Source organism: Streptomyces sp. NPDC028298, from assembly GCF_055565895.1.
Genome location: NZ_JBVHTL010000001.1, coordinates 1,872,772 through 1,889,759, shown reverse-complemented (window position 1 = coordinate 1,889,759; position 16,988 = coordinate 1,872,772). Strand labels below are relative to the sequence as shown.

At 69.1% G+C, this 16,988-nt stretch carries 15 protein-coding genes; 11 read left to right on the top strand and 4 right to left on the bottom strand.

Features of this window, described 5'->3' with window-relative positions; translation table 11 throughout:
* The first annotated feature begins 5 nt into the window (after window positions 1-5).
* Both ACZ4TO_RS08165 and ACZ4TO_RS08160 read left to right on the top strand, forming a co-directional pair.
* Window positions 6-1,541, top strand: a complete 1,536-nt coding sequence (locus ACZ4TO_RS08165; RefSeq protein ID WP_382794189.1) for an RNA polymerase sigma factor — start codon at window positions 6-8, stop codon at window positions 1,539-1,541.
* A 132-nt stretch (window positions 1,542-1,673) separates the two neighbouring features.
* On the top strand, window positions 1,674-2,492 hold the full coding sequence (locus ACZ4TO_RS08160; protein ID WP_468023732.1) for a serine protease: 819 nt from the start codon (window positions 1,674-1,676) through the stop codon (window positions 2,490-2,492).
* Window positions 2,493-2,600: 108 nt separating this feature from the next.
* Here the strand turns inward: ACZ4TO_RS08160 and ACZ4TO_RS08155 are convergent, their stop codons facing one another.
* On the bottom strand, window positions 2,601-2,831 hold the full coding sequence (locus ACZ4TO_RS08155; RefSeq protein ID WP_121406526.1) for a DUF7455 domain-containing protein: 231 nt from the start codon (window positions 2,829-2,831) through the stop codon (window positions 2,601-2,603).
* A gap of 441 nt (window positions 2,832-3,272) precedes the next feature.
* On the opposite strand from ACZ4TO_RS08155, the gene ACZ4TO_RS08150 reads away from it, so the two are divergent.
* The 6 genes from ACZ4TO_RS08150 to ACZ4TO_RS08125 all read left to right on the top strand — a co-directional run bounded on the left by ACZ4TO_RS08150 (window position 3,273) and on the right by ACZ4TO_RS08125 (window position 10,527).
* Window positions 3,273-5,396: a DNA gyrase/topoisomerase IV subunit B gene (locus ACZ4TO_RS08150; RefSeq protein WP_382794183.1), complete on the top strand. Its 2,124-nt coding sequence runs from the start codon at window positions 3,273-3,275 to the stop codon at window positions 5,394-5,396.
* Between the two features lie 568 nt (window positions 5,397-5,964).
* Window positions 5,965-6,516 (top strand): DUF1453 domain-containing protein, encoded by a 552-nt coding sequence (locus ACZ4TO_RS08145; RefSeq protein ID WP_468023731.1) that lies wholly within the window; start codon window positions 5,965-5,967, stop codon window positions 6,514-6,516.
* Window positions 6,513-7,664 (top strand): sensor histidine kinase, encoded by a 1,152-nt coding sequence (locus ACZ4TO_RS08140; protein WP_468023730.1) that lies wholly within the window; start codon window positions 6,513-6,515, stop codon window positions 7,662-7,664. Before ACZ4TO_RS08145 ends, ACZ4TO_RS08140 begins: the two co-directional genes overlap by 4 nt.
* Window positions 7,661-8,344: a response regulator transcription factor gene (locus tag ACZ4TO_RS08135; RefSeq protein WP_468023729.1), complete on the top strand. Its 684-nt coding sequence runs from the start codon at window positions 7,661-7,663 to the stop codon at window positions 8,342-8,344. The genes ACZ4TO_RS08140 and ACZ4TO_RS08135 overlap by 4 nt, the downstream gene beginning before the upstream one ends.
* 105 nt (window positions 8,345-8,449) lie before the next feature.
* Window positions 8,450-8,938, top strand: a complete 489-nt coding sequence (locus tag ACZ4TO_RS08130; protein WP_382794172.1) for a DUF485 domain-containing protein — start codon at window positions 8,450-8,452, stop codon at window positions 8,936-8,938.
* Window positions 8,935-10,527 (top strand): solute symporter family protein, encoded by a 1,593-nt coding sequence (locus ACZ4TO_RS08125; protein WP_468023728.1) that lies wholly within the window; start codon window positions 8,935-8,937, stop codon window positions 10,525-10,527. Before ACZ4TO_RS08130 ends, ACZ4TO_RS08125 begins: the two co-directional genes overlap by 4 nt.
* A gap of 75 nt (window positions 10,528-10,602) precedes the next feature.
* On the opposite strand, the gene ACZ4TO_RS08120 is transcribed toward ACZ4TO_RS08125, so the two are convergent.
* Window positions 10,603-11,295: a response regulator gene (locus ACZ4TO_RS08120; RefSeq protein WP_468023727.1), complete on the bottom strand. Its 693-nt coding sequence runs from the start codon at window positions 11,293-11,295 to the stop codon at window positions 10,603-10,605.
* Between the two features lie 163 nt (window positions 11,296-11,458).
* On the opposite strand from ACZ4TO_RS08120, the gene ACZ4TO_RS08115 reads away from it, so the two are divergent.
* From ACZ4TO_RS08115 to ACZ4TO_RS08105, 3 genes are all read left to right on the top strand, one after another.
* Window positions 11,459-12,274 (top strand): ABC transporter ATP-binding protein, encoded by an 816-nt coding sequence (locus ACZ4TO_RS08115; protein WP_382794165.1) that lies wholly within the window; start codon window positions 11,459-11,461, stop codon window positions 12,272-12,274.
* The gene (locus ACZ4TO_RS08110; protein WP_382794161.1) at window positions 12,264-13,127 is read left to right on the top strand and encodes an ABC transporter permease; all 864 of its coding nucleotides are present in this window, start codon (window positions 12,264-12,266) and stop codon (window positions 13,125-13,127) included. Before ACZ4TO_RS08115 ends, ACZ4TO_RS08110 begins: the two co-directional genes overlap by 11 nt.
* Window positions 13,128-13,272: 145 nt before the next feature.
* Window positions 13,273-14,331, top strand: a complete 1,059-nt coding sequence (locus tag ACZ4TO_RS08105; protein WP_468023726.1) for an ABC transporter substrate-binding protein — start codon at window positions 13,273-13,275, stop codon at window positions 14,329-14,331.
* Between the two features lie 103 nt (window positions 14,332-14,434).
* On the opposite strand, the gene ACZ4TO_RS08100 is transcribed toward ACZ4TO_RS08105, so the two are convergent.
* Window positions 14,435-15,115 (bottom strand): response regulator, encoded by a 681-nt coding sequence (locus ACZ4TO_RS08100; protein ID WP_468023725.1) that lies wholly within the window; start codon window positions 15,113-15,115, stop codon window positions 14,435-14,437.
* Window positions 15,112-16,827, bottom strand: coding sequence for an ATP-binding protein (locus tag ACZ4TO_RS08095; protein WP_382794152.1), 1,716 nt, complete (start codon window positions 16,825-16,827; stop codon window positions 15,112-15,114). The genes ACZ4TO_RS08100 and ACZ4TO_RS08095 overlap by 4 nt, the downstream gene beginning before the upstream one ends.
* Window positions 16,828-16,988 lie beyond the last annotated feature (161 nt).

Here is a 16,988-nt window from a genome sequence, read left to right as displayed (position 1 = left end):
TGTTCGTGTCGGCCAGCACATCCCGTACGCTCCCGCCGGAGATCGCCGAGTCCGTCTCTGTCATGGCGCTCATCGAGCGGGGAAAGGCTGAGGGGCAGATCGCCGGCGATGACGTGCGTCGGGCCTTCGAAGCTGACCAGATTCCGGCCACTCAGTGGAAGAACGTACTGCGCAGCCTCAACCAGATCCTCGAGGAAGAGGGTGTGACGCTGATGGTCAGTGCCGCGGAGCCCAAGCGCACCCGAAAGAGCGTCGCAGCGAAGAGTCCGGCCAAGCGCACCGCCACCAAGACCGTGGCGGCCAAGACGGTGACTGCCAAGAAGGCCACCGCCACCGCGGCTCCGGCTGCCCTCGCCGACGATTCGGCCGAGGACGCCTCCGCAGGCAAGCCCACCGCAGCCAAGAAGACGACGGCGAAGAAGGCCGTCGCCAAGAAGACGGTCGCCAAGAAGACGGCGGCCAAGAAGACGAGCGCCAAGAAGGACGACGCCGAGCTCGTCGACGAGGAGACGGTCGAGGAGACCCCCGGCAAGCCCGGTGCGGAGGAGCCCACCGAGGACGGCGCCCAGGGCTTCGTCCTGTCCGACGAGGACGAGGACGACGCGCCCGCGCAGCAGGTCGCGGCCGCCGGTGCCACCGCCGACCCGGTCAAGGACTACCTCAAGCAGATCGGCAAGGTCCCGCTGCTCAACGCCGAGCAGGAGGTCGAGCTCGCCAAGCGCATCGAGGCCGGTCTGTTCGCCGAGGACAAGCTGGCCAACGCCGACAAGCTCGCCCCCAAGCTCAAGCGTGAGCTCGAGATCATCGCCGAGGACGGCCGCCGCGCCAAGAACCACCTCCTGGAGGCCAACCTCCGTCTGGTGGTTTCTCTGGCCAAGCGCTACACCGGTCGCGGCATGCTCTTCCTGGACCTCATCCAGGAGGGCAACCTCGGTCTGATCCGCGCGGTCGAGAAGTTCGACTACACCAAGGGCTACAAGTTCTCCACGTACGCCACCTGGTGGATCCGTCAGGCGATCACCCGCGCCATGGCGGACCAGGCCCGCACCATCCGTATCCCGGTGCACATGGTCGAGGTCATCAACAAGCTCGCGCGCGTCCAGCGCCAGATGCTCCAGGACCTGGGCCGTGAGCCCACCCCGGAGGAGCTGGCCAAGGAACTCGACATGACCCCCGAGAAGGTCATCGAGGTCCAGAAGTACGGCCGTGAGCCCATCTCCCTGCACACCCCCCTGGGCGAGGACGGCGACAGCGAGTTCGGTGACCTCATCGAGGACTCCGAGGCCGTCGTCCCGGCCGACGCGGTCAGCTTCACGCTCCTCCAGGAGCAGCTGCACTCGGTCCTCGACACCCTGTCCGAGCGCGAGGCGGGCGTCGTCTCGATGCGCTTCGGTCTCACCGACGGTCAGCCGAAGACCCTCGACGAGATCGGCAAGGTGTACGGCGTGACCCGTGAGCGGATCCGCCAGATCGAGTCGAAGACGATGTCGAAGCTGCGTCACCCGTCGCGTTCGCAGGTGCTGCGCGACTACCTCGACTAGGCCTCGGCCGCACGTCGACCAGGGCCCGGCCTCCTCTTGGAGGCCGGGCCCTCGCCGTGCGCGCGGAATGCGTGTGATCGCCTGCTGGATCACTCTGGGTGTTCCACGACCCTCCCAGTGTGAGGAGCGCGCATGCGCCGTCCCTACGCCCCGACGCTGGCCCTTGCGGCCGCCACCGCGGTGATATCACTGACCACCCCCGCCCTGGCGTCCTCCGACAGCGTTGTCATAGGAAGCCGTCCGGTCCAGATCTCCGACAGTCCGTGGACGGTCGCCCTGTCCAGCCGTGACCGGTTCGGGGGTACGCGTGCGGGACAGTTCTGCGGAGGAGTGGTCGTCGGTCCGACCACCGTCCTGACCGCGGCCCACTGCCTCGGCGAGGACGTGCTGGGGGCGCCACCACGCGACGACCGCGATCTGAAGGTCATCGCGGGCCGCGGGGACCTGATGTCCCGCGACGGCAAGGAGATCGCCGTGACCGACATCTGGGTCAACCCGCACTACGACAGTGATACGAACGCCGGGGACTTCGGCGTGCTGACCCTCGCCGAGCCGCTGCCGGCCGCCTCCGTGATCCGTATGGCCCCCTCGGGGGATCCGGCGTACGAGCCGGGGACCGCCGCCACCGTCTACGGCTGGGGCGATCTGACGGGCGGCGGTGACTATGCGAGCAGCCTGCGGGCCGCGGATGTGCACGTGCTCTCCGACACGGCCTGCGAGCGGGCCTATCCCGGCGACGAGTCCGGCACCTACGACGCCGCGTCCATGGTCTGCGCCGGAGAGCCCGCCGGCGGCCGTGACGCCTGCCAGGGGGACAGCGGCGGGCCGCTGGTCGCCCAGGGCCGTCTCATCGGCCTGGTGTCCTGGGGGAGCGGCTGTGGGCGCCCGGGGAGCCCAGGGGTCTACACACGGGTCTCAGAGGCCGTCCAGGCACTGAAGGCAGGCCGCTGAGAACTCTCGACGATGCGGTACGAGTGTGGGCGGTCACTCCCTGTCTCCAGGGTGTGACCGCCCACTCACCGGCCTGTCGCCGGTACCCGCTCGTCGTTGATGCGAAGGTCAGCGTTCTTCGTCGTTGACGCTCTCGGGAACGGACGTCAGCCGCTCCGTCTCGTCCTGTATCTCAGCGGCGATCTTCTTGAGTTCCGGCTCGAACTTGCGACCGTGGTGGGCGCAGAAGAGCAGTTCTCCGCCGCTCAGGAGGACGACGCGCAGATATGCCTGGGCGCCGCAACGGTCGCAGCGGTCAGCGGCCGTCAGCGGGCTCGCGGGGGTCAGAACAGTAGTCACGTCGCCTCTTCTCTAGCTCGACGAGCTGTCGTACCAGGGTCAACATCCAACCAGGCCGAAAACGTTCCCGCTCGCGGCTTTTCCTCGAAATTTTCTTTCGAGGCGGCTGTCTGCTGCCGGGTGGCGGCGAATGAGCCGTATTGCGTGTCTTTGTGTCTGTACGGGTTCGCGCTGTCTGTCAGGTGTCGGTCCTCCCGGCTGGATTGCCGGTTGTTCATGAGGACGTGCCCGGAGCCTAAATGGTTCATGCCTCGAAGGGAACGTGATATGTACTTCACTCCATCGAGGGATCGAACACCCATGCGATCCTGGACTAGGGTGAGTTCGTGCGAGGGTGGTGCTACAACGGCTCTACCAGGCCTCGGTACCCTCTGAACGGCGACCGAAGCCGGGCCCTTACCCCAAAGGGTCTCCCATGAAATTCAGCGAGGAGCGAACCGCGTGACCGCCGATACGTCCGTGCCGTCCACAGCGCTGCTGACCGGAGCAGACCGGGACGGCTCCAACTACACCGCGCGGCACCTGCTCGTCCTTGAAGGGCTCGAGGCAGTGCGGAAGCGCCCGGGCATGTACATCGGGTCGACCGACAGCCGCGGCCTGATGCACTGCCTCTGGGAGATCATCGACAACTCCGTGGACGAGGCCCTCGGGGGCTACTGCGACCACATCGAGGTCATCCTGCACGACGACGGCTCCGTCGAGGTGCGCGACAACGGCCGCGGCATCCCCGTCGACGTGGAGCCCAAGACCGGCCTCTCCGGCGTCGAGGTCGTCATGACCAAGCTGCACGCCGGCGGCAAGTTCGGCGGCGGCTCCTACGCGGCCTCCGGCGGTCTGCACGGCGTGGGCGCCTCGGTCGTGAACGCGCTCTCCGCCCGCCTGGACGTCGAGGTGGACCGCAGCGGCCAGACCCACGCCGTGAGCTTCCGCCGCGGCACCCCCGGAGCCTTCAAGGCCGACGGTCCCGATGCCGCCTTCGACGCGAGCAGCGGCCTGCGCAAGCTCAAGCGGATCCCGAAGACCCGCACCGGCACCCGCGTGCGCTACTGGGCCGACCGCCAGATCTTCCTCAAGGACGCCCGCCTCTCCCTGGAGCACCTCCACCAGCGTGCCCGCCAGACCGCCTTCCTGGTGCCGGGCCTGACCCTCGTCGTCCGTGACGAATTTGGACTCGGCGAAGGCGGCAGCAAGGGCGAGGAATCCTTCCGCTTCGACGGCGGAATCAGCGAGTTCTGCGAGTTCCTGGCCTCCGACAAGCCGGTCTGCGACGTCCTCCGCTTCACCGGCCAGGGGACCTTCAAGGAGACCGTCCCGGTCCTCGACGAGCACGGCCAGATGACGCCGACCGAAGTCACCCGCGAACTCGGTGTCGACGTCGCGATGCGCTGGGGCACCGGCTACGACACGACCCTGAAGTCGTTCGTGAACATCATCGCCACGCCCAAGGGCGGCACCCACGTCGCCGGCTTCGAGCAGGCCGTCGCCAAGACGATGAACGAGGTCCTGCGCACCAAGAAGCTGCTGCGCGTCGCAGAGGACGACATCGTCAAGGACGATGCGCTCGAGGGCCTCACCGCCGTCGTCACCGTGCGTCTCGCCGAGCCGCAGTTCGAGGGGCAGACGAAGGAAGTCCTCGGCACCTCGGCCGCCCGCCGCATCGTGACGAACGTGGTGAACAAGGAACTCAAGGCGTTCCTGACCTCCACCAAGCGGGACGAGGCCGCGCAGGCGCGGGTCGTCATGGAGAAGGCCGTCGCCGCCGCGCGCACGAGGATCGCGGCCCGTCAGCACAAGGACGCACAGCGCCGGAAGACGGCTCTGGAGTCCTCCTCGCTGCCCGCCAAGCTCGCCGACTGCCGCAGTGACGACGTCGAGCGCAGCGAGCTCTTCATCGTCGAGGGCGACTCCGCGCTCGGTACGGCGAAGCTGGCCCGCAACTCCGAGTTCCAGGCGCTCCTGCCGATCCGCGGCAAGATCCTCAACGTTCAGAAGGCGTCCGTGACGGACATGCTGAAGAACGCCGAGTGCGGTGCGATCATCCAGGTCATAGGAGCCGGCTCCGGGCGGACCTTCGACATCGACGCCGCGCGCTACGGGAAGATCATTCTTCTCGTCGACGCCGATGTCGACGGCGCGCACATCCGGATCCTGCTGTTGACGCTCTTCCAGCGCTACATGCGGCCGATGGTCGAGGCGGGGCGCGTGTTCGCCGCGGTCCCGCCGCTGCACCGCATCGAACTCAGCCAGCCCAAGAAGGGGCAGGACAAGTACGTGTACACGTACTCGGACCGTGAGCTGCGGGAGACGGTGCTGGAGCTGCAGCGTAAGGGCGTGCGCTACAAGGACTCGATCCAGCGGTACAAGGGTCTCGGAGAGATGGACGCCGATCAGCTCGCCGAGACGACGATGGACCCGCGCTTCCGGACACTGCGCCGCATCAACATCTCCGACCTGGAGGCGTCCGAGCAGGTGTTCGACCTCCTGATGGGGAACGACGTGGCACCACGCAAGGAGTTCATCTCCAGCTCGGCAGCGACGCTGGACCGCTCACGCATCGACGCGTAACCCTCCGGGGCGCCACCGGGTGTGGTGCCGCCTCAGTGGAGGGGTAGGGGCCGTGTTGGTACATCGGACATGCGATGTACCAACACGGCCCCTTTCCATGCCTGGCGGACCGCGGGTTGCGTCGCTCGGCCACAGCCACCTTCTGATTGTCTCTGGCTGCGGGCGCGTGGTGGTCTGGGCGCAGCCCCACGGGCCTGAGTTTTCCCCGCCCTCGCTTCTCAGGTGCGGGAGAACTTCAGCCCCTCCGGCGTTTGAGGAGCGGGGTCTGGGGCGGAGCCCCAGGTACGGGACGGGTAGGGGCGGAGGGGGCGAAACAAGCCTGTGGGCCGCCGCATCAGAGCTCGGGCCACTTGGTCGGGGCCCGCCTCACAGGGTTGAGGCCTGGCCCGTACGGCCAGGGCCTGGTGCGTGGGATCTGGGGTCCACCCGTGGGTGGAGAGACGCGGGTCCGGGGGATCCACCCAGGGTCCACCCCGGCGCCGATCTGCCGAGGCCGAGATATCCGTAGCGTCGATGGTGTCGGCAGCACTCGCTGCGGACACCCACTCCCCGCTCACGGAGGCCACGCATGTCCGGGCTCATGAATGCCGCTCTGATCCTGGCGATCGCCGCAGTGGTGATCACGCGCCAGTTCAGCGCCCGCCGAATCGCCTCGGACCGCCGCTGGTGGATCGTGCCGGCCGTCCTGGCCGTCATGGCCCTGCGCGAGCCCGGCATGGTCGACCCGCACCACCAGATCGAGTCGTCCCTCCTGCTCGGCACGGAACTGGTGACGGCGGTGGCCATCGGAGCCGGATGGGCGTGGACGACGCGGATATGGACAGAGCCGGACGGCGCCGCGTGGAGCAGGAGCACCAAGGCCAGCGGAGCCGTCTGGGCCGCGGGCATCTGTCTGCGACTGGGCCTGTTCGGCATAGGGATCCTGCTCGGTGTGCACCAGACCTCCTCGGCCCTGATGCTCGGCCTCGCGGCCACTCTGCTGGTCCGCTCCGGGCTGCTGACCTGGCGCGCACAGGCACTGGAGCCGACGGCGACGGGGCAGAACCAGGGACAGAATCAGGGACAGAGCCCGGCGTACGGTGACGGTGTCGGCCGCGTCCTGCGGAAGGAGCGCCTGTGACGGACAACGCCTGGATGCGCTGGCCCTCTCGTGAGGCACTCTCGCGCGTGGGTGTGCACAAGGCCCGCCGCGTACTCTCCCTGGCCACGCGCGCCGTCGTCCTCGCCACCCTCCTCGCCACGACACTGACGAACCCGGAGCTCGGTGGCTGGGCCCTGGCCGGAGGCATCACGGGGATCGTGGTGTGCGGCATCCTCGCTTGGGGCTTCTGGCGGACCACACTGGAACATCGGCTGCTGCCCTCCCTGGTGCTGCTCGCCCTGTTGCTGGCGGTCGCGTCCGTGGGGCACCACGCGGGCTTCCGGATCCCGGCGCTCGTCCTGCTCTGCGGATGCGGCGTCGCCGCCATCGAACGGCTGCCTCTCGTCGCGGCCCTGCCGGCCACGGCGGTCGCGCTCGGCGTCTACGGCGTGTTCGACGACGACGCCTGGCTGACCACCGCGGCCACCACCGCGGGCCTGGCGCTGGCTGGATACGTGCTGCGCCTGGACGCGGAAGCCCGGGGCGGTGCCCAGCGGCTGCTGGTCCAGGAGCGCGCCGCGCGCGCGGCCGAGGCGGAGTCGGCGGCACTCGCGGAGCGGGCGCGGATAGCCAGGGAGATCCACGACGTCCTGGCCCACAGCCTGTCGGCGCAGCTCGTGCATCTTGAGGCGGCACGCCTGCTCATCGAGAGAGGAGCGGACCGGGAGGTCATTCTCGAACGGGTCGTGGCGGCACGGGGAATGGCCCGCGAAGGGCTCGCGGAGACCCGGCAGGCACTGTCCGCGCTCCGGGGCGAGATGACTCCGCTGGAGGACTTCCTCGGCGAACTCGTGGCGACCGCCGAACGCGCCGGTGTCACGGTGACCGGCGAGCGCCAGCCGCTGCCGGCGGAGGCGTCCCAAGCGGTGCGCCGCGTCGCGCAGGAGGCGCTGACGAACGTACGCAAGCACGCTCCGGGGGCCGCGGTGCACATCCGGCTGGACTACGGAGAGCATGAAGTGACGCTTGATGTACGGGATTCGGGTGGAAAACCGGGCGAACTCAGCGGTTCGGGAGCCGGGTACGGTCTGCTGGGCATGAGGGAGCGCGCGGAGCTGCTCGGCGGCTCGCTGGATGCCGGACCGGGCGAGGAGGGGTTCGTGGTGACGTTGAAGGTGCCCGTATGACCGAGCGGGAGGAGCGCAGGCCGGCGCGGGTCGTGGTCGCGGACGATCAGACCGTCGTGCGCGAGGGCATTGTGATGCTGCTGGGGCTGCTGCCCGGGATCGAGGTCGTCGGGGCGGCCGGTGACGGCGCCGAGGCGGTGGAGCTGGTGGCCGAACTCGCTCCGGACGTCGTGCTGATGGATCTGCGCATGCCCCGCTGTGACGGAGTCGAGGCGACCCGGCGTATCCGTACCGAGTATCCCGGGACCCAGGTCGTCGTGCTCACGACGTTCGCTGACGACGAGTCCCTGTTCCCCGCACTGCGTGCCGGGGCCCGCGGCTATCTGACCAAGGACGCGGGGGGTGACGAGATCGTGCGGGCCGTGGAGAGCGTGCTCTCCGGGGACGCGGGGCTCTCGCCGAGCATCCAGCGACGGTTGCTGGAGCGGCTGTCGGCCCCAGAGCCCGAGCCCGGCCCGCCACCGGAGGCCCCGGACGGGCTCACCTCGCGCGAGACGGAGGTTCTCCTGCTGATCGCCGAGGGTCTCAGCAACCATGAGATCGCCCGCAAGCTCCATGTCTCCACGGCCACCGTGAAGACCCACATCAACAATCTTTTCGCCAAAGCGGGCCTCAAGGACCGTGCTCAAGCAGTCCGTTACGCCTATGGGAAAGGTCTCGTACGGCCGCCCGCGGGTTGACGTCACCTGATGGGGTGAAGAGCGCGGAGACCGGGGTCAGGGAGCCCTCCGATCTGCACATCCTTGGGCACGCGGCAGAAACGGGTCGCGGACAAGGAGAGTTCGGTGGAGAAGCACGACGGCGGCGACACGGGGGAGGTGCGGTTCGACGACCCCTGGTACGACGCGCTCGCTTCCGGCTGGGGCGAGTTGGACGGCACGGGTGCGCTCGCACCCGCCGTGCCGGCCGCCCGCTCGGAGCACGAAGGAGGCGCGGGCGACGCCGCCCGCGTCTACCTGGAGGTGCAGCGCAGCGCCGCCTTCCAGGAAGTGCGCGGCCGGTACCGCAGGTTCGTGATTCCGGCCGTCGCCGTCTTCTTCCCCTGGTACGTCGGGTATGTGGTGGCCGCGACCACCGCGCCGGGGTTCATGGCGACTCCCGTCGTCGGCGCGGTCAACGTGGCGCTCCTCGCGGGACTCGGACAGTTCCTCACGACGTTCCTGTTCGCCTGGGCGTACGCACGGCACGCTCGGCTGCGCCGGGACCGGGCCGCGCTCGAACTGCGCTGGGACACCCAGGAGATGACGCGCAACGCCAGGGGTGGTGAGCGGTGAGCGGCCACCATCAGACCCTCGCGCTCCTGCTGTTCAGCGCGTTCGTCGCGGTGACGCTGGCGATCACGACATGGGTCAGTCGCAACCGGCACGGCTCGGCCGAGGAGTTCTACGCGGGCGGGCGATTGTTCTCGCCGATGGAGAATGGTTTTGCCCTCTCCGGGGACTACATGTCGGCGGCTTCCTTCCTCGGTGTCACCGGACTCATCTCCCTGTACGGCTACGACGGCCTGCTGTACGCCGTGGGATTCCTGGTCGCCTGGCTGGTCGTTCTCTTCCTCGTCGCCGAACTGGTGCGCAACTGCGGGCGGTTCACGCTCGCCGACGTCGTCGCGGCCCGGATGGACGTGCGGCCGGTACGGATCGCGGCCGGGGCGTCCTCCGTAGTGGTGTCCGTGCTGTATCTGGTGGCGCAGATGGTGGGCGCGGGCAGTCTGGTCTCGCTGCTGCTGGGCGGCACGAGCGACGCGGCGCGCAACTGGACGGTGATCGGTGTCGGCGCGCTCATGGTGATCTACGTGTCGATGGGCGGGATGCGGGCGACCACCTGGATCCAGATCGTCAAGGCGGTTCTGCTGATCGGCGGGGCCATCGCCCTCACCGTGCTGGTCCTGATGCGATTCCACGGAGACATCAACGACCTGCTGCGTACGGCCGCCCGGCGCAGCGGCCACGGCGAGGACTTTCTCGCACCCGGGCTGAAGTACGGCGCCGACTGGACGGCGCGCTTCGACTTCATGAGCCTCGGGCTCGCGCTCGTGCTCGGCACCGCCGGATTGCCGCACATCCTGTCGCGCTTCTACACCGTGCCGACCGCGCGAGCCGCCCGGCGCTCCGTGCTGTGGTCGATCGGGCTCATCGGCGGCTTCTACTTGATGACGATCGTGCTCGGCTTCGGCGCGGCCGCCGTCGTCGGTCCTGAGGCGGTGCGCGGATCGAACGCGGCCGGGAACACCGCCGTTCCGCTGCTTGCCCTGGATCTCGGCGGCGGGGCCAACTCCACGGGCGGAACGGTCCTGTTCGCGATCGTCGCCGCCATCGCCTTCGCCACCATCCTCGCGGTCGTCGCCGGGGTCACCCTCGCGTCCTCCGCGGCCGTGGCCCACGACCTGTACGGCTCGCTGCGCCGCCGCCGGGCGAAGCCGCGCGGCGAGGTGACGGTGGCGCGCGCCGCGTCGGTCGGCATCGGCGTGATCGGCATCGGCCTGAGCCTGCTCGCCCGCGATCTCAACGTGGCCTTCCTGGTCGGGCTCGCCTTCGCCGTCGCCGCGTCGGCGAACCTGCCGGTGCTGCTGTACTCGCTGTTCTGGGGGTCCTTCACGACGCGCGGTGCCGTGTGGGCCGTATACGGCGGTCTGGTGCCCGCGCTGCTGCTCGTACTGCTGTCGCCGGTGGTCTCGGGCAGTCCCGAATCACTCTTCCCGGGTGTGGACTTCCAGTACTTCCCGCTGCAGAACCCAGGCCTCGTCTCCATCCCCCTGGGCTTCGTCGCCGGCTGGCTCGGCACCGTCACCTCCACGGAACCGCCGGACGCGGCCAAGCACGCCGAGATCGAGGTCCGCGCGCTCACGGGGGCCGGGGCCGTCTGACGGCCTTCTGAGGGTCGTGTACGACCGCCCTGCGGCGGCAGGACCCCGGCAGCCTGTCGCCGGGGGAGCGCCGGCTCAGGGCGCCACCCAGGCGTAGCGGTGTTCCGGGCGTCCGGTGTCGCCGTACTTGAGGGAGAGGCGCAGCCGTCCCGCTTGTTCCAGGTGCCGCAGATACCGCTGGGCGGTGGATCGGCTCAGGCCGGTCTCGGAGGCCACCTCGTGAGCCGACAGGGGCTGGTTCGCCTGGTGCAGCACATCACAGATCAGGTCCGTGGTCGGCTCGGAGTGGCCGCTGGGGAGCCCGGGGGAGGACGGGGCGGGGGCGGTGCGCAGGGCTCCGAAGATCCGGTCGACCTGCTCCTGGCCGGTCACCCCATGGCCGCCCACGCGGTCGACGGTGCGGCGCAGGGCGGCGTAGGAGTCGAGGCGTGTGCGCAGGGCGGTGAACGTGAACGGCTTGATCAGGTAGTGCAGGGCACCCAGACGCATCGCCGCCCGCACGGTGGCGACATCGGCGGCCGCGGTGATCATGATGACGTCGGTGCCGTGACCGTTCTCCCGCATCCGGTGGACGAGTTCGAGTCCCGTCCGGTCGGGCAGGTAGTGGTCGAGCAGCACCAGGTCGACGGGGGTGCGCTCGATCGCGGCCAGAGCCTGGGCGGCACTGTGCGCGCGGGCGGCCACCCGGAATCCGGGAACCTTGCCCACGTACTTCGCGTTGATCTCGGCGACGCGGAAGTCGTCGTCCACGACCAGGACGTCAATCATCGGGCCTCTTTCTCTTCAAGGCCTGGGCGTATGTTGCGCCCGTGTTTCGGCTCCGCTGTTGTAGCGCGAGCAAAATGAGCACAACAGACCCTTGCGAGCAGAAGAACGGCTTGCGCCCAGAAGACTGATGGTGTGGCCCGCCCCACATCTACGGTCCCGGGCCATGAGCACAGACACCAGCCCCGCCATCGAGCTACGGGGCGCGAGCAAGATCTTCAAGACCCCGTCGGGGGGTTTGCACACGGCCGTCAGGGAGTTGGACCTGACCGTCGGCCGGGGCGAGTTCGTGGCCGTCGTCGGACCGACCGGCTGCGGGAAGTCCACCACGCTGACCTTGGTCAGCGGTCTTGAGGAGCCCACCGAGGGCGAGGTCCTGGTCGCCGGGGAGCCTGTCGCGGGCGTCGGGGACAAGGTCGGCTTCGTCTTTCAGCAGGACGCCACCTTCCCGTGGCGCACGGTGCTGTCCAACGTGATGGCCGGACCCAGGTTCCGTGGCGTGCCCAAGGCCGAGGCGAAGGAACGGGCCCGGGAATGGCTCGCGAGGGTCGGGCTCGCGGCCTTCGAGGACCGGTATCCGCACCAGCTCTCCGGTGGCCAGCGCAAGCGTGTCGCTCTCGCCGCGACCTTCGTCAACGACCCCGAGATCCTGCTGATGGACGAGCCCTTCTCCGCGCTCGACGTGCAGACCAGGGCGCTGATGTCCGACGAACTGCTCGAACTGTGGGAGGGCACGGGCGCCTCGGTCGTCTTCGTCACCCACGACCTGGAGGAGTCGATCGCGCTCGCCGACAAGGTCGTCGTGATGACGGCGGGGCCCGCCACCGTGAAGCAGGTCTTCGACATCGATCTGCCGCGGCCGCGGAAGGTCGAATCGGTGCGCCTGGAGCCGCGGTTCATCGAGATCTACCGCGAGATCTGGGAGTCGCTCGGCGAAGAGGTCCGCATCACCCGTGAAAGGGGCGCCGCCAATGTCGCCTGAGGTTCTCAGCGCTCCGGTCGTCGACACGGCCAAGACTCCGGGCCGCGCGCACTCCCGCGCCCGTGCCGCCCGTAGACGCAAGATCGTGGTGGCGGCCGCCCGGGTGCTGCTCCTGGTCGCCGTGCTGGGTCTGTGGGAGATGCTCTCGCGCGCCAAGGTCATCGACCCGTTCAACTTCTCCATGCCGTCGAAGATCTGGGAGCAGATCCAGACCTGGGTGATGCACGGGACCGCGCTCGGTCCTCTCGGCGAGCAGATCTGGTACACGCTCCACGAGGCGCTGCTCGGCTGGGTCATCGGTGTGGTCGCCGGCGTGCTCTGCGGCATCGCGCTGGGGCGCATCGCCTTGCTCGCGGACATTCTTGGTCCATACATCAAGGTGCTCAACTCCATACCGAGGATCGTCCTCGCGCCGATCTTCGTGATCTGGTTCGGGCTCGGACCGGCGTCCAAGGTCGCCTCGGCCGTGGTGCTCGTCTTCTTCCCGGTGTTCTTCAACGCCTTCCAGGGCGCCCGGGAGGTCGACCGGAACCTGGTGGCCAACGCCCGGATCCTCGGCGCGAGCGACCGCAGGGTGACGCTGCAGGTCGTCATACCGTCCGCCACCTCGTGGATCTTCACGAGTCTTCATGTCAGTTTCGGGTTCGCCCTCATCGGCGCGATCGTCGGCGAGTACATCGGCGCCACCAAGGGCATCGGCCTGCTCGTCGCGCAGTCGCAGGGCACCTTCAACGCGGCAGGCGTGTACGCCGCGATGGTCATCCTCGCCGTCGTCGCCCTGCTCGCCGAGGGACTGCTGACCTTCGGTGAGCGCCGCATCTTCCGCTGGAAGCCGTCGGATTCCGACCGCTGACCGGCGCCCGCACGTCGGCACAGCTTCTCCCTCTCGCCCGTACGGATCCGCCCGTACGAGTCCGCTCGCAAGCACCACGCCCGTACGCACGATCCCGCCGTACGCAGGCACAGCCTCCCCTCCACTCACAAGGACGTGAACCACCATGCGCAAGACCGCCAGATACTCCGCGCTGGCAGCCGCCGGTCTGCTCGCTCTCTCCTCGCTCACCGCCTGCGCCAACGACGCGGCGAGCACCACGGCCAGCTCCGGCAACGGCGGGAGCGGCAAGGGGGAGCACGTCAAGATCATGGTCGGTGGGCTGGACAAGGTCATCTACCTGCCGGCGATGCTCACCCAGCGACTCGGCTACTTCGAGGACGCGGGTCTGAACGTCGAGCTCCTCAGCGAGCCGGCCGGTGTCCAGGCCGAGACCGCCCTCGTCTCCGGACAGGTGCAGGGGGCGGTCGGCTTCTACGACCACACGCTCGACCTGCAGACCAAGGGGAAGTCGGTCGAGTCCGTCGTGCAGTTCTCGCACGCTCCGGGTGAGGTGGAGATCGTCTCCAACAAGCGCGCGGGCGACATCACTTCGCCCAAGGACTTCAAGGGCAGGAAGCTCGGTGTCACCGGGCTGGGTTCCTCGACCGACTTCCTGACGAAGTACCTCGCCGTCAAGAACGGTGTGCAGGTCAGCGAGTTCACCCCGGTCGCCGTCGGCGCCGGACCGACCTTCGTCTCCGCCCTCCAGAAGGGCGCCATCGACGGCGGCATGACGACGGACCCCACCGTCGCCACGGTCATGGAGAAGAACCTCGGCAAGGTCCTCGTCGACATGCGCACGCCCGAGGGCTCGCAGAAGGCGCTCGGCGGACCGTACCCGTCGTCAAGTCTGTACATGCAGACGGACTGGGTCAACGGTCACAAGGCGACGGTCCAGAAGCTGGCCAACGCCTTCGTGAAGACCCTTCGGTGGATGGCCGGGCACAGCGCCTCCGAGATCGCCGCCAAGATGCCCGCCGACTACTCCCAGGGCAACCAGACGCTGTACGCCGGGGCGATCAAGAGCACGCTGCCGATGTTCACCGAGGACGGCGTGATGCCCGAGAACGGTCCCGAGACCGTCGAGAAGGTCCTCAAGGCGTTCAACCCGAACATCAAGAACGCCGACGTGGACCTCAGCAAGACGTACACCACGGAGTTCGTGAAGAAGGCGACCGGCTGACCACCCTCCGGCTGAGAACGCGCCGAGCCGCCCCGTCGCCCCTACGACCGTGTTCCTCCGGTCGTACGGGCGAGGGGCGGCCGTTCCCGTTTCGGGCATGCCCTCAGTCGGGGGTGGCCCACCCGTACCGGTGCTCGGGGCGGCCCGCGTCGCCGTAGCGGAGGGTCAGACGCGCCTTCCCGGTGCGCTCCAGGAGCTTCAGATACCGCTGCGCGGTCTGCCGGCTCAGTCCCGTCTCCTCCGCGACCTCCTGGGCGGACAGGGAGCCCTCGGCGTTCAGCAGGGCGCGCCGTACGAGGTCGGCCGTCGCGGGGGAGTGGCCCTTGGGCAGGTCGGGCACGACGCCCGAAGAGGGCGCCCCGAAGATCAGGTCCACATCGGACTGCTCGGCCGTGCCGCCGCGGTCGAGCGTGCGTCGCAGGTCGGCGTACGCCTCCAGCTTGGCCCGCAGCCCGGCGAAAGAGAATGGCTTGACCAGGTACTGCAGTACACCTTGCCGCAACGCCGCCCGTACGGTCGTGAGGTCACGCGCGGCCGTCACCATGATCACGTCGGTCTGATGGCCCCGCCGGCGCATCTCCTCGACGACCGCGAGACCTGACTCGTCGGGCAGGTGGTGGTCCATGAGGACGAGGTCCGGGTGCGGCAGCTCCTCCATCCGGCACAGCGCCTCGGCCGCGCTGTGCGCCTGCCCCGCGACACGGAAGCCCGGCACCCTCTCCACGTAGGCGGCGTTGACGCGCGCGACCCGTGTGTCGTCGTCCACGACCAGAACCTCGATCATCCCGACTCTCCATCGGGGCTCCCGGCGTTCCAGCCGGTTCCGGCGTGCTCGGCATTCCAGGGGCTCCTGGCATCCCCGGGGGCGGCCTTCGTGGCCAGCGACGAGTCCGTCAGCGCCTCCGGCAGGACGACCGTGAACTCCGCGCCACCGCCCTCCGCGTCGGCCACCTCCGCGCTGCCTCCCTGCCGCTCCGCGAGACGCCGTACCAGCGAGAGTCCGATTCCGCGCTTGCCGTGCGCCGGTGGCTGCTTCGTGCTCCAGCCATCCGTGAAGACCAACTCCCGCCGCTCCTCGGGAATGCCGGGGCCGGTGTCCCGTATCCGCAGCACGGCCGTTCGCCCCTCGGCCCGCAACTCGACCTCCACGCGCGCGTGCGGTGTACCCGCGACGGCGTCCAGCGCGTTGTCCACGAGATTCCCGACGACCGTGACGAGCCCCCGCGGATCGACCAGCCGGTCCGGGAGCAGCGTCCGGTCCGAGATCCACAGCGCCACGCCCCGCTCCGTCGCCACGGTCGCCTTGCCGACAAGCAGCGCGGCGAGCAGCGGATCGTGGATCTTCTCGGTGACCTGTTCCGCGGTGACCCTGTGGTCGCCGACCACCTCGCCGATGAACTCCACGGCGTCGTCGTACATCTCCAGTTCGAGCAGCCCCAGGAGTGTGTGCATCCGGTTGGCGTGCTCATGGTCCTGCGCGCGCAAGGCGTCGATCAGACCGTGCGTGGAGTCGAGCTCACGGCCGAGCTGCTCCAGTTCGGTCCGGTCGCGCAAGGTGGCGACGGCGCCGCCGTCCTCGGTGGGCATCCGGTTGGCGACCAGGACGCGCTGGCCGCGGACCGTGAGCAGGTCGGTGCCGGTGACGCGTCCCGCCAGCACATCCGTCGTACGGCCCGGACCCAGCGCGTCGTCGAGCGGTCGCCCGACGGCCTCGGCGCCCACTCCGAGCAGCCGCTGGGCCTCGTCGTTCAGCAGACGTACGCGACCGACCCGGTCCAGGGCGACCACGCCCTCACGGATGCCGTGCAGCATCGCCTCACGCTCCGCCAGTAGCGCCGAGATGTCGGAGAAGGCCAGGTCACGGGTCTGTCGCTGGACTCTGCGGGAGATCAGATACGCGGCCAGTGCGCCGACGGCCATGGCCCCGCCCGCGTACGCGAACAGGCCCGGGATCGCGTCGATCAGCCGCGCTCGCACGCTGTCGTACTTGATACCCACCGACACCGCGCCGACGATCTGATCGGAGGCGTCGCGCAGCGGCACCTTTCCGCGTGCGGAGCGCCCCAGGGTTCCGGTGTCGATGTCCATGACGTCCTGGCCGGCCAGGGCCTGGTCCGGGCTCGTCGAGACCGGTTCGCCGATCCGTGCGGGGTTCGTGTGCGACCAGCGGATGCCCCGCATGTCCATCACGACGACGTACTCGGCGTCGCTCGCCTGGCGTATCCGCTCGGCCTCGGCCTGCACGGGTCCGGTCCTGGAGGGGGCCGTATTCCGGAGGTCCACGGCGATCTGCGGCTGGGCCGCCGTCGTCTGCGCGATCGCGAGAGCGCGCCGCATGGCCTGGTCGTCCAACTGGGCGCTCAGCGGTGCCAGGAACAGCCCGGTGGCGAGTGTCGCGACTCCCGCCGCGATCGCGATCTGCATCAACAGCACCTGGGCGAAAACTCGCCGTGGCAGACCGAGGCGCAGTCGTCGTGCGAGGGGAGTGGGGCTCATGCCCACGACCGTACGGCGGTGCCCGCGCCTCTCCACAGAGAGTGTGGTGTGGATCTCTTGATCAATGGATCGGACGGCCGGGAGGCGACCACAGCCACGGGGGCCGGCGGTGGGGGCCTGCCACGGCTTGAGGGCGCTTCGTGCGACCCAACCAGTTTCCG

Excerpts from the sequence above, each read along its gene's own strand:
- ACZ4TO_RS08095 (WP_382794152.1), bottom strand. The coding sequence starts at position 16,827 with ATGAGCCCCACTCCCCTCGCACGACGACTGCGCCTCGGTCTGCCACGG.
- ACZ4TO_RS08120 (WP_468023727.1), bottom strand. The coding sequence starts at position 11,295 with ATGATTGACGTCCTGGTCGTGGACGACGACTTCCGCGTCGCCGAGATC.
- ACZ4TO_RS08160 (WP_468023732.1), top strand. The coding sequence starts at position 1,674 with ATGCGCCGTCCCTACGCCCCGACGCTGGCCCTTGCGGCCGCCACCGCG.
- ACZ4TO_RS08110 (WP_382794161.1), top strand. The coding sequence starts at position 12,264 with ATGTCGCCTGAGGTTCTCAGCGCTCCGGTCGTCGACACGGCCAAGACT.
- ACZ4TO_RS08115 (WP_382794165.1), top strand. The coding sequence starts at position 11,459 with ATGAGCACAGACACCAGCCCCGCCATCGAGCTACGGGGCGCGAGCAAG.
- ACZ4TO_RS08100 (WP_468023725.1), bottom strand. The coding sequence starts at position 15,115 with ATGATCGAGGTTCTGGTCGTGGACGACGACACACGGGTCGCGCGCGTC.
- ACZ4TO_RS08105 (WP_468023726.1), top strand. The coding sequence starts at position 13,273 with ATGCGCAAGACCGCCAGATACTCCGCGCTGGCAGCCGCCGGTCTGCTC.
- ACZ4TO_RS08145 (WP_468023731.1), top strand. The coding sequence starts at position 5,965 with ATGTCCGGGCTCATGAATGCCGCTCTGATCCTGGCGATCGCCGCAGTG.
- ACZ4TO_RS08135 (WP_468023729.1), top strand. The coding sequence starts at position 7,661 with ATGACCGAGCGGGAGGAGCGCAGGCCGGCGCGGGTCGTGGTCGCGGAC.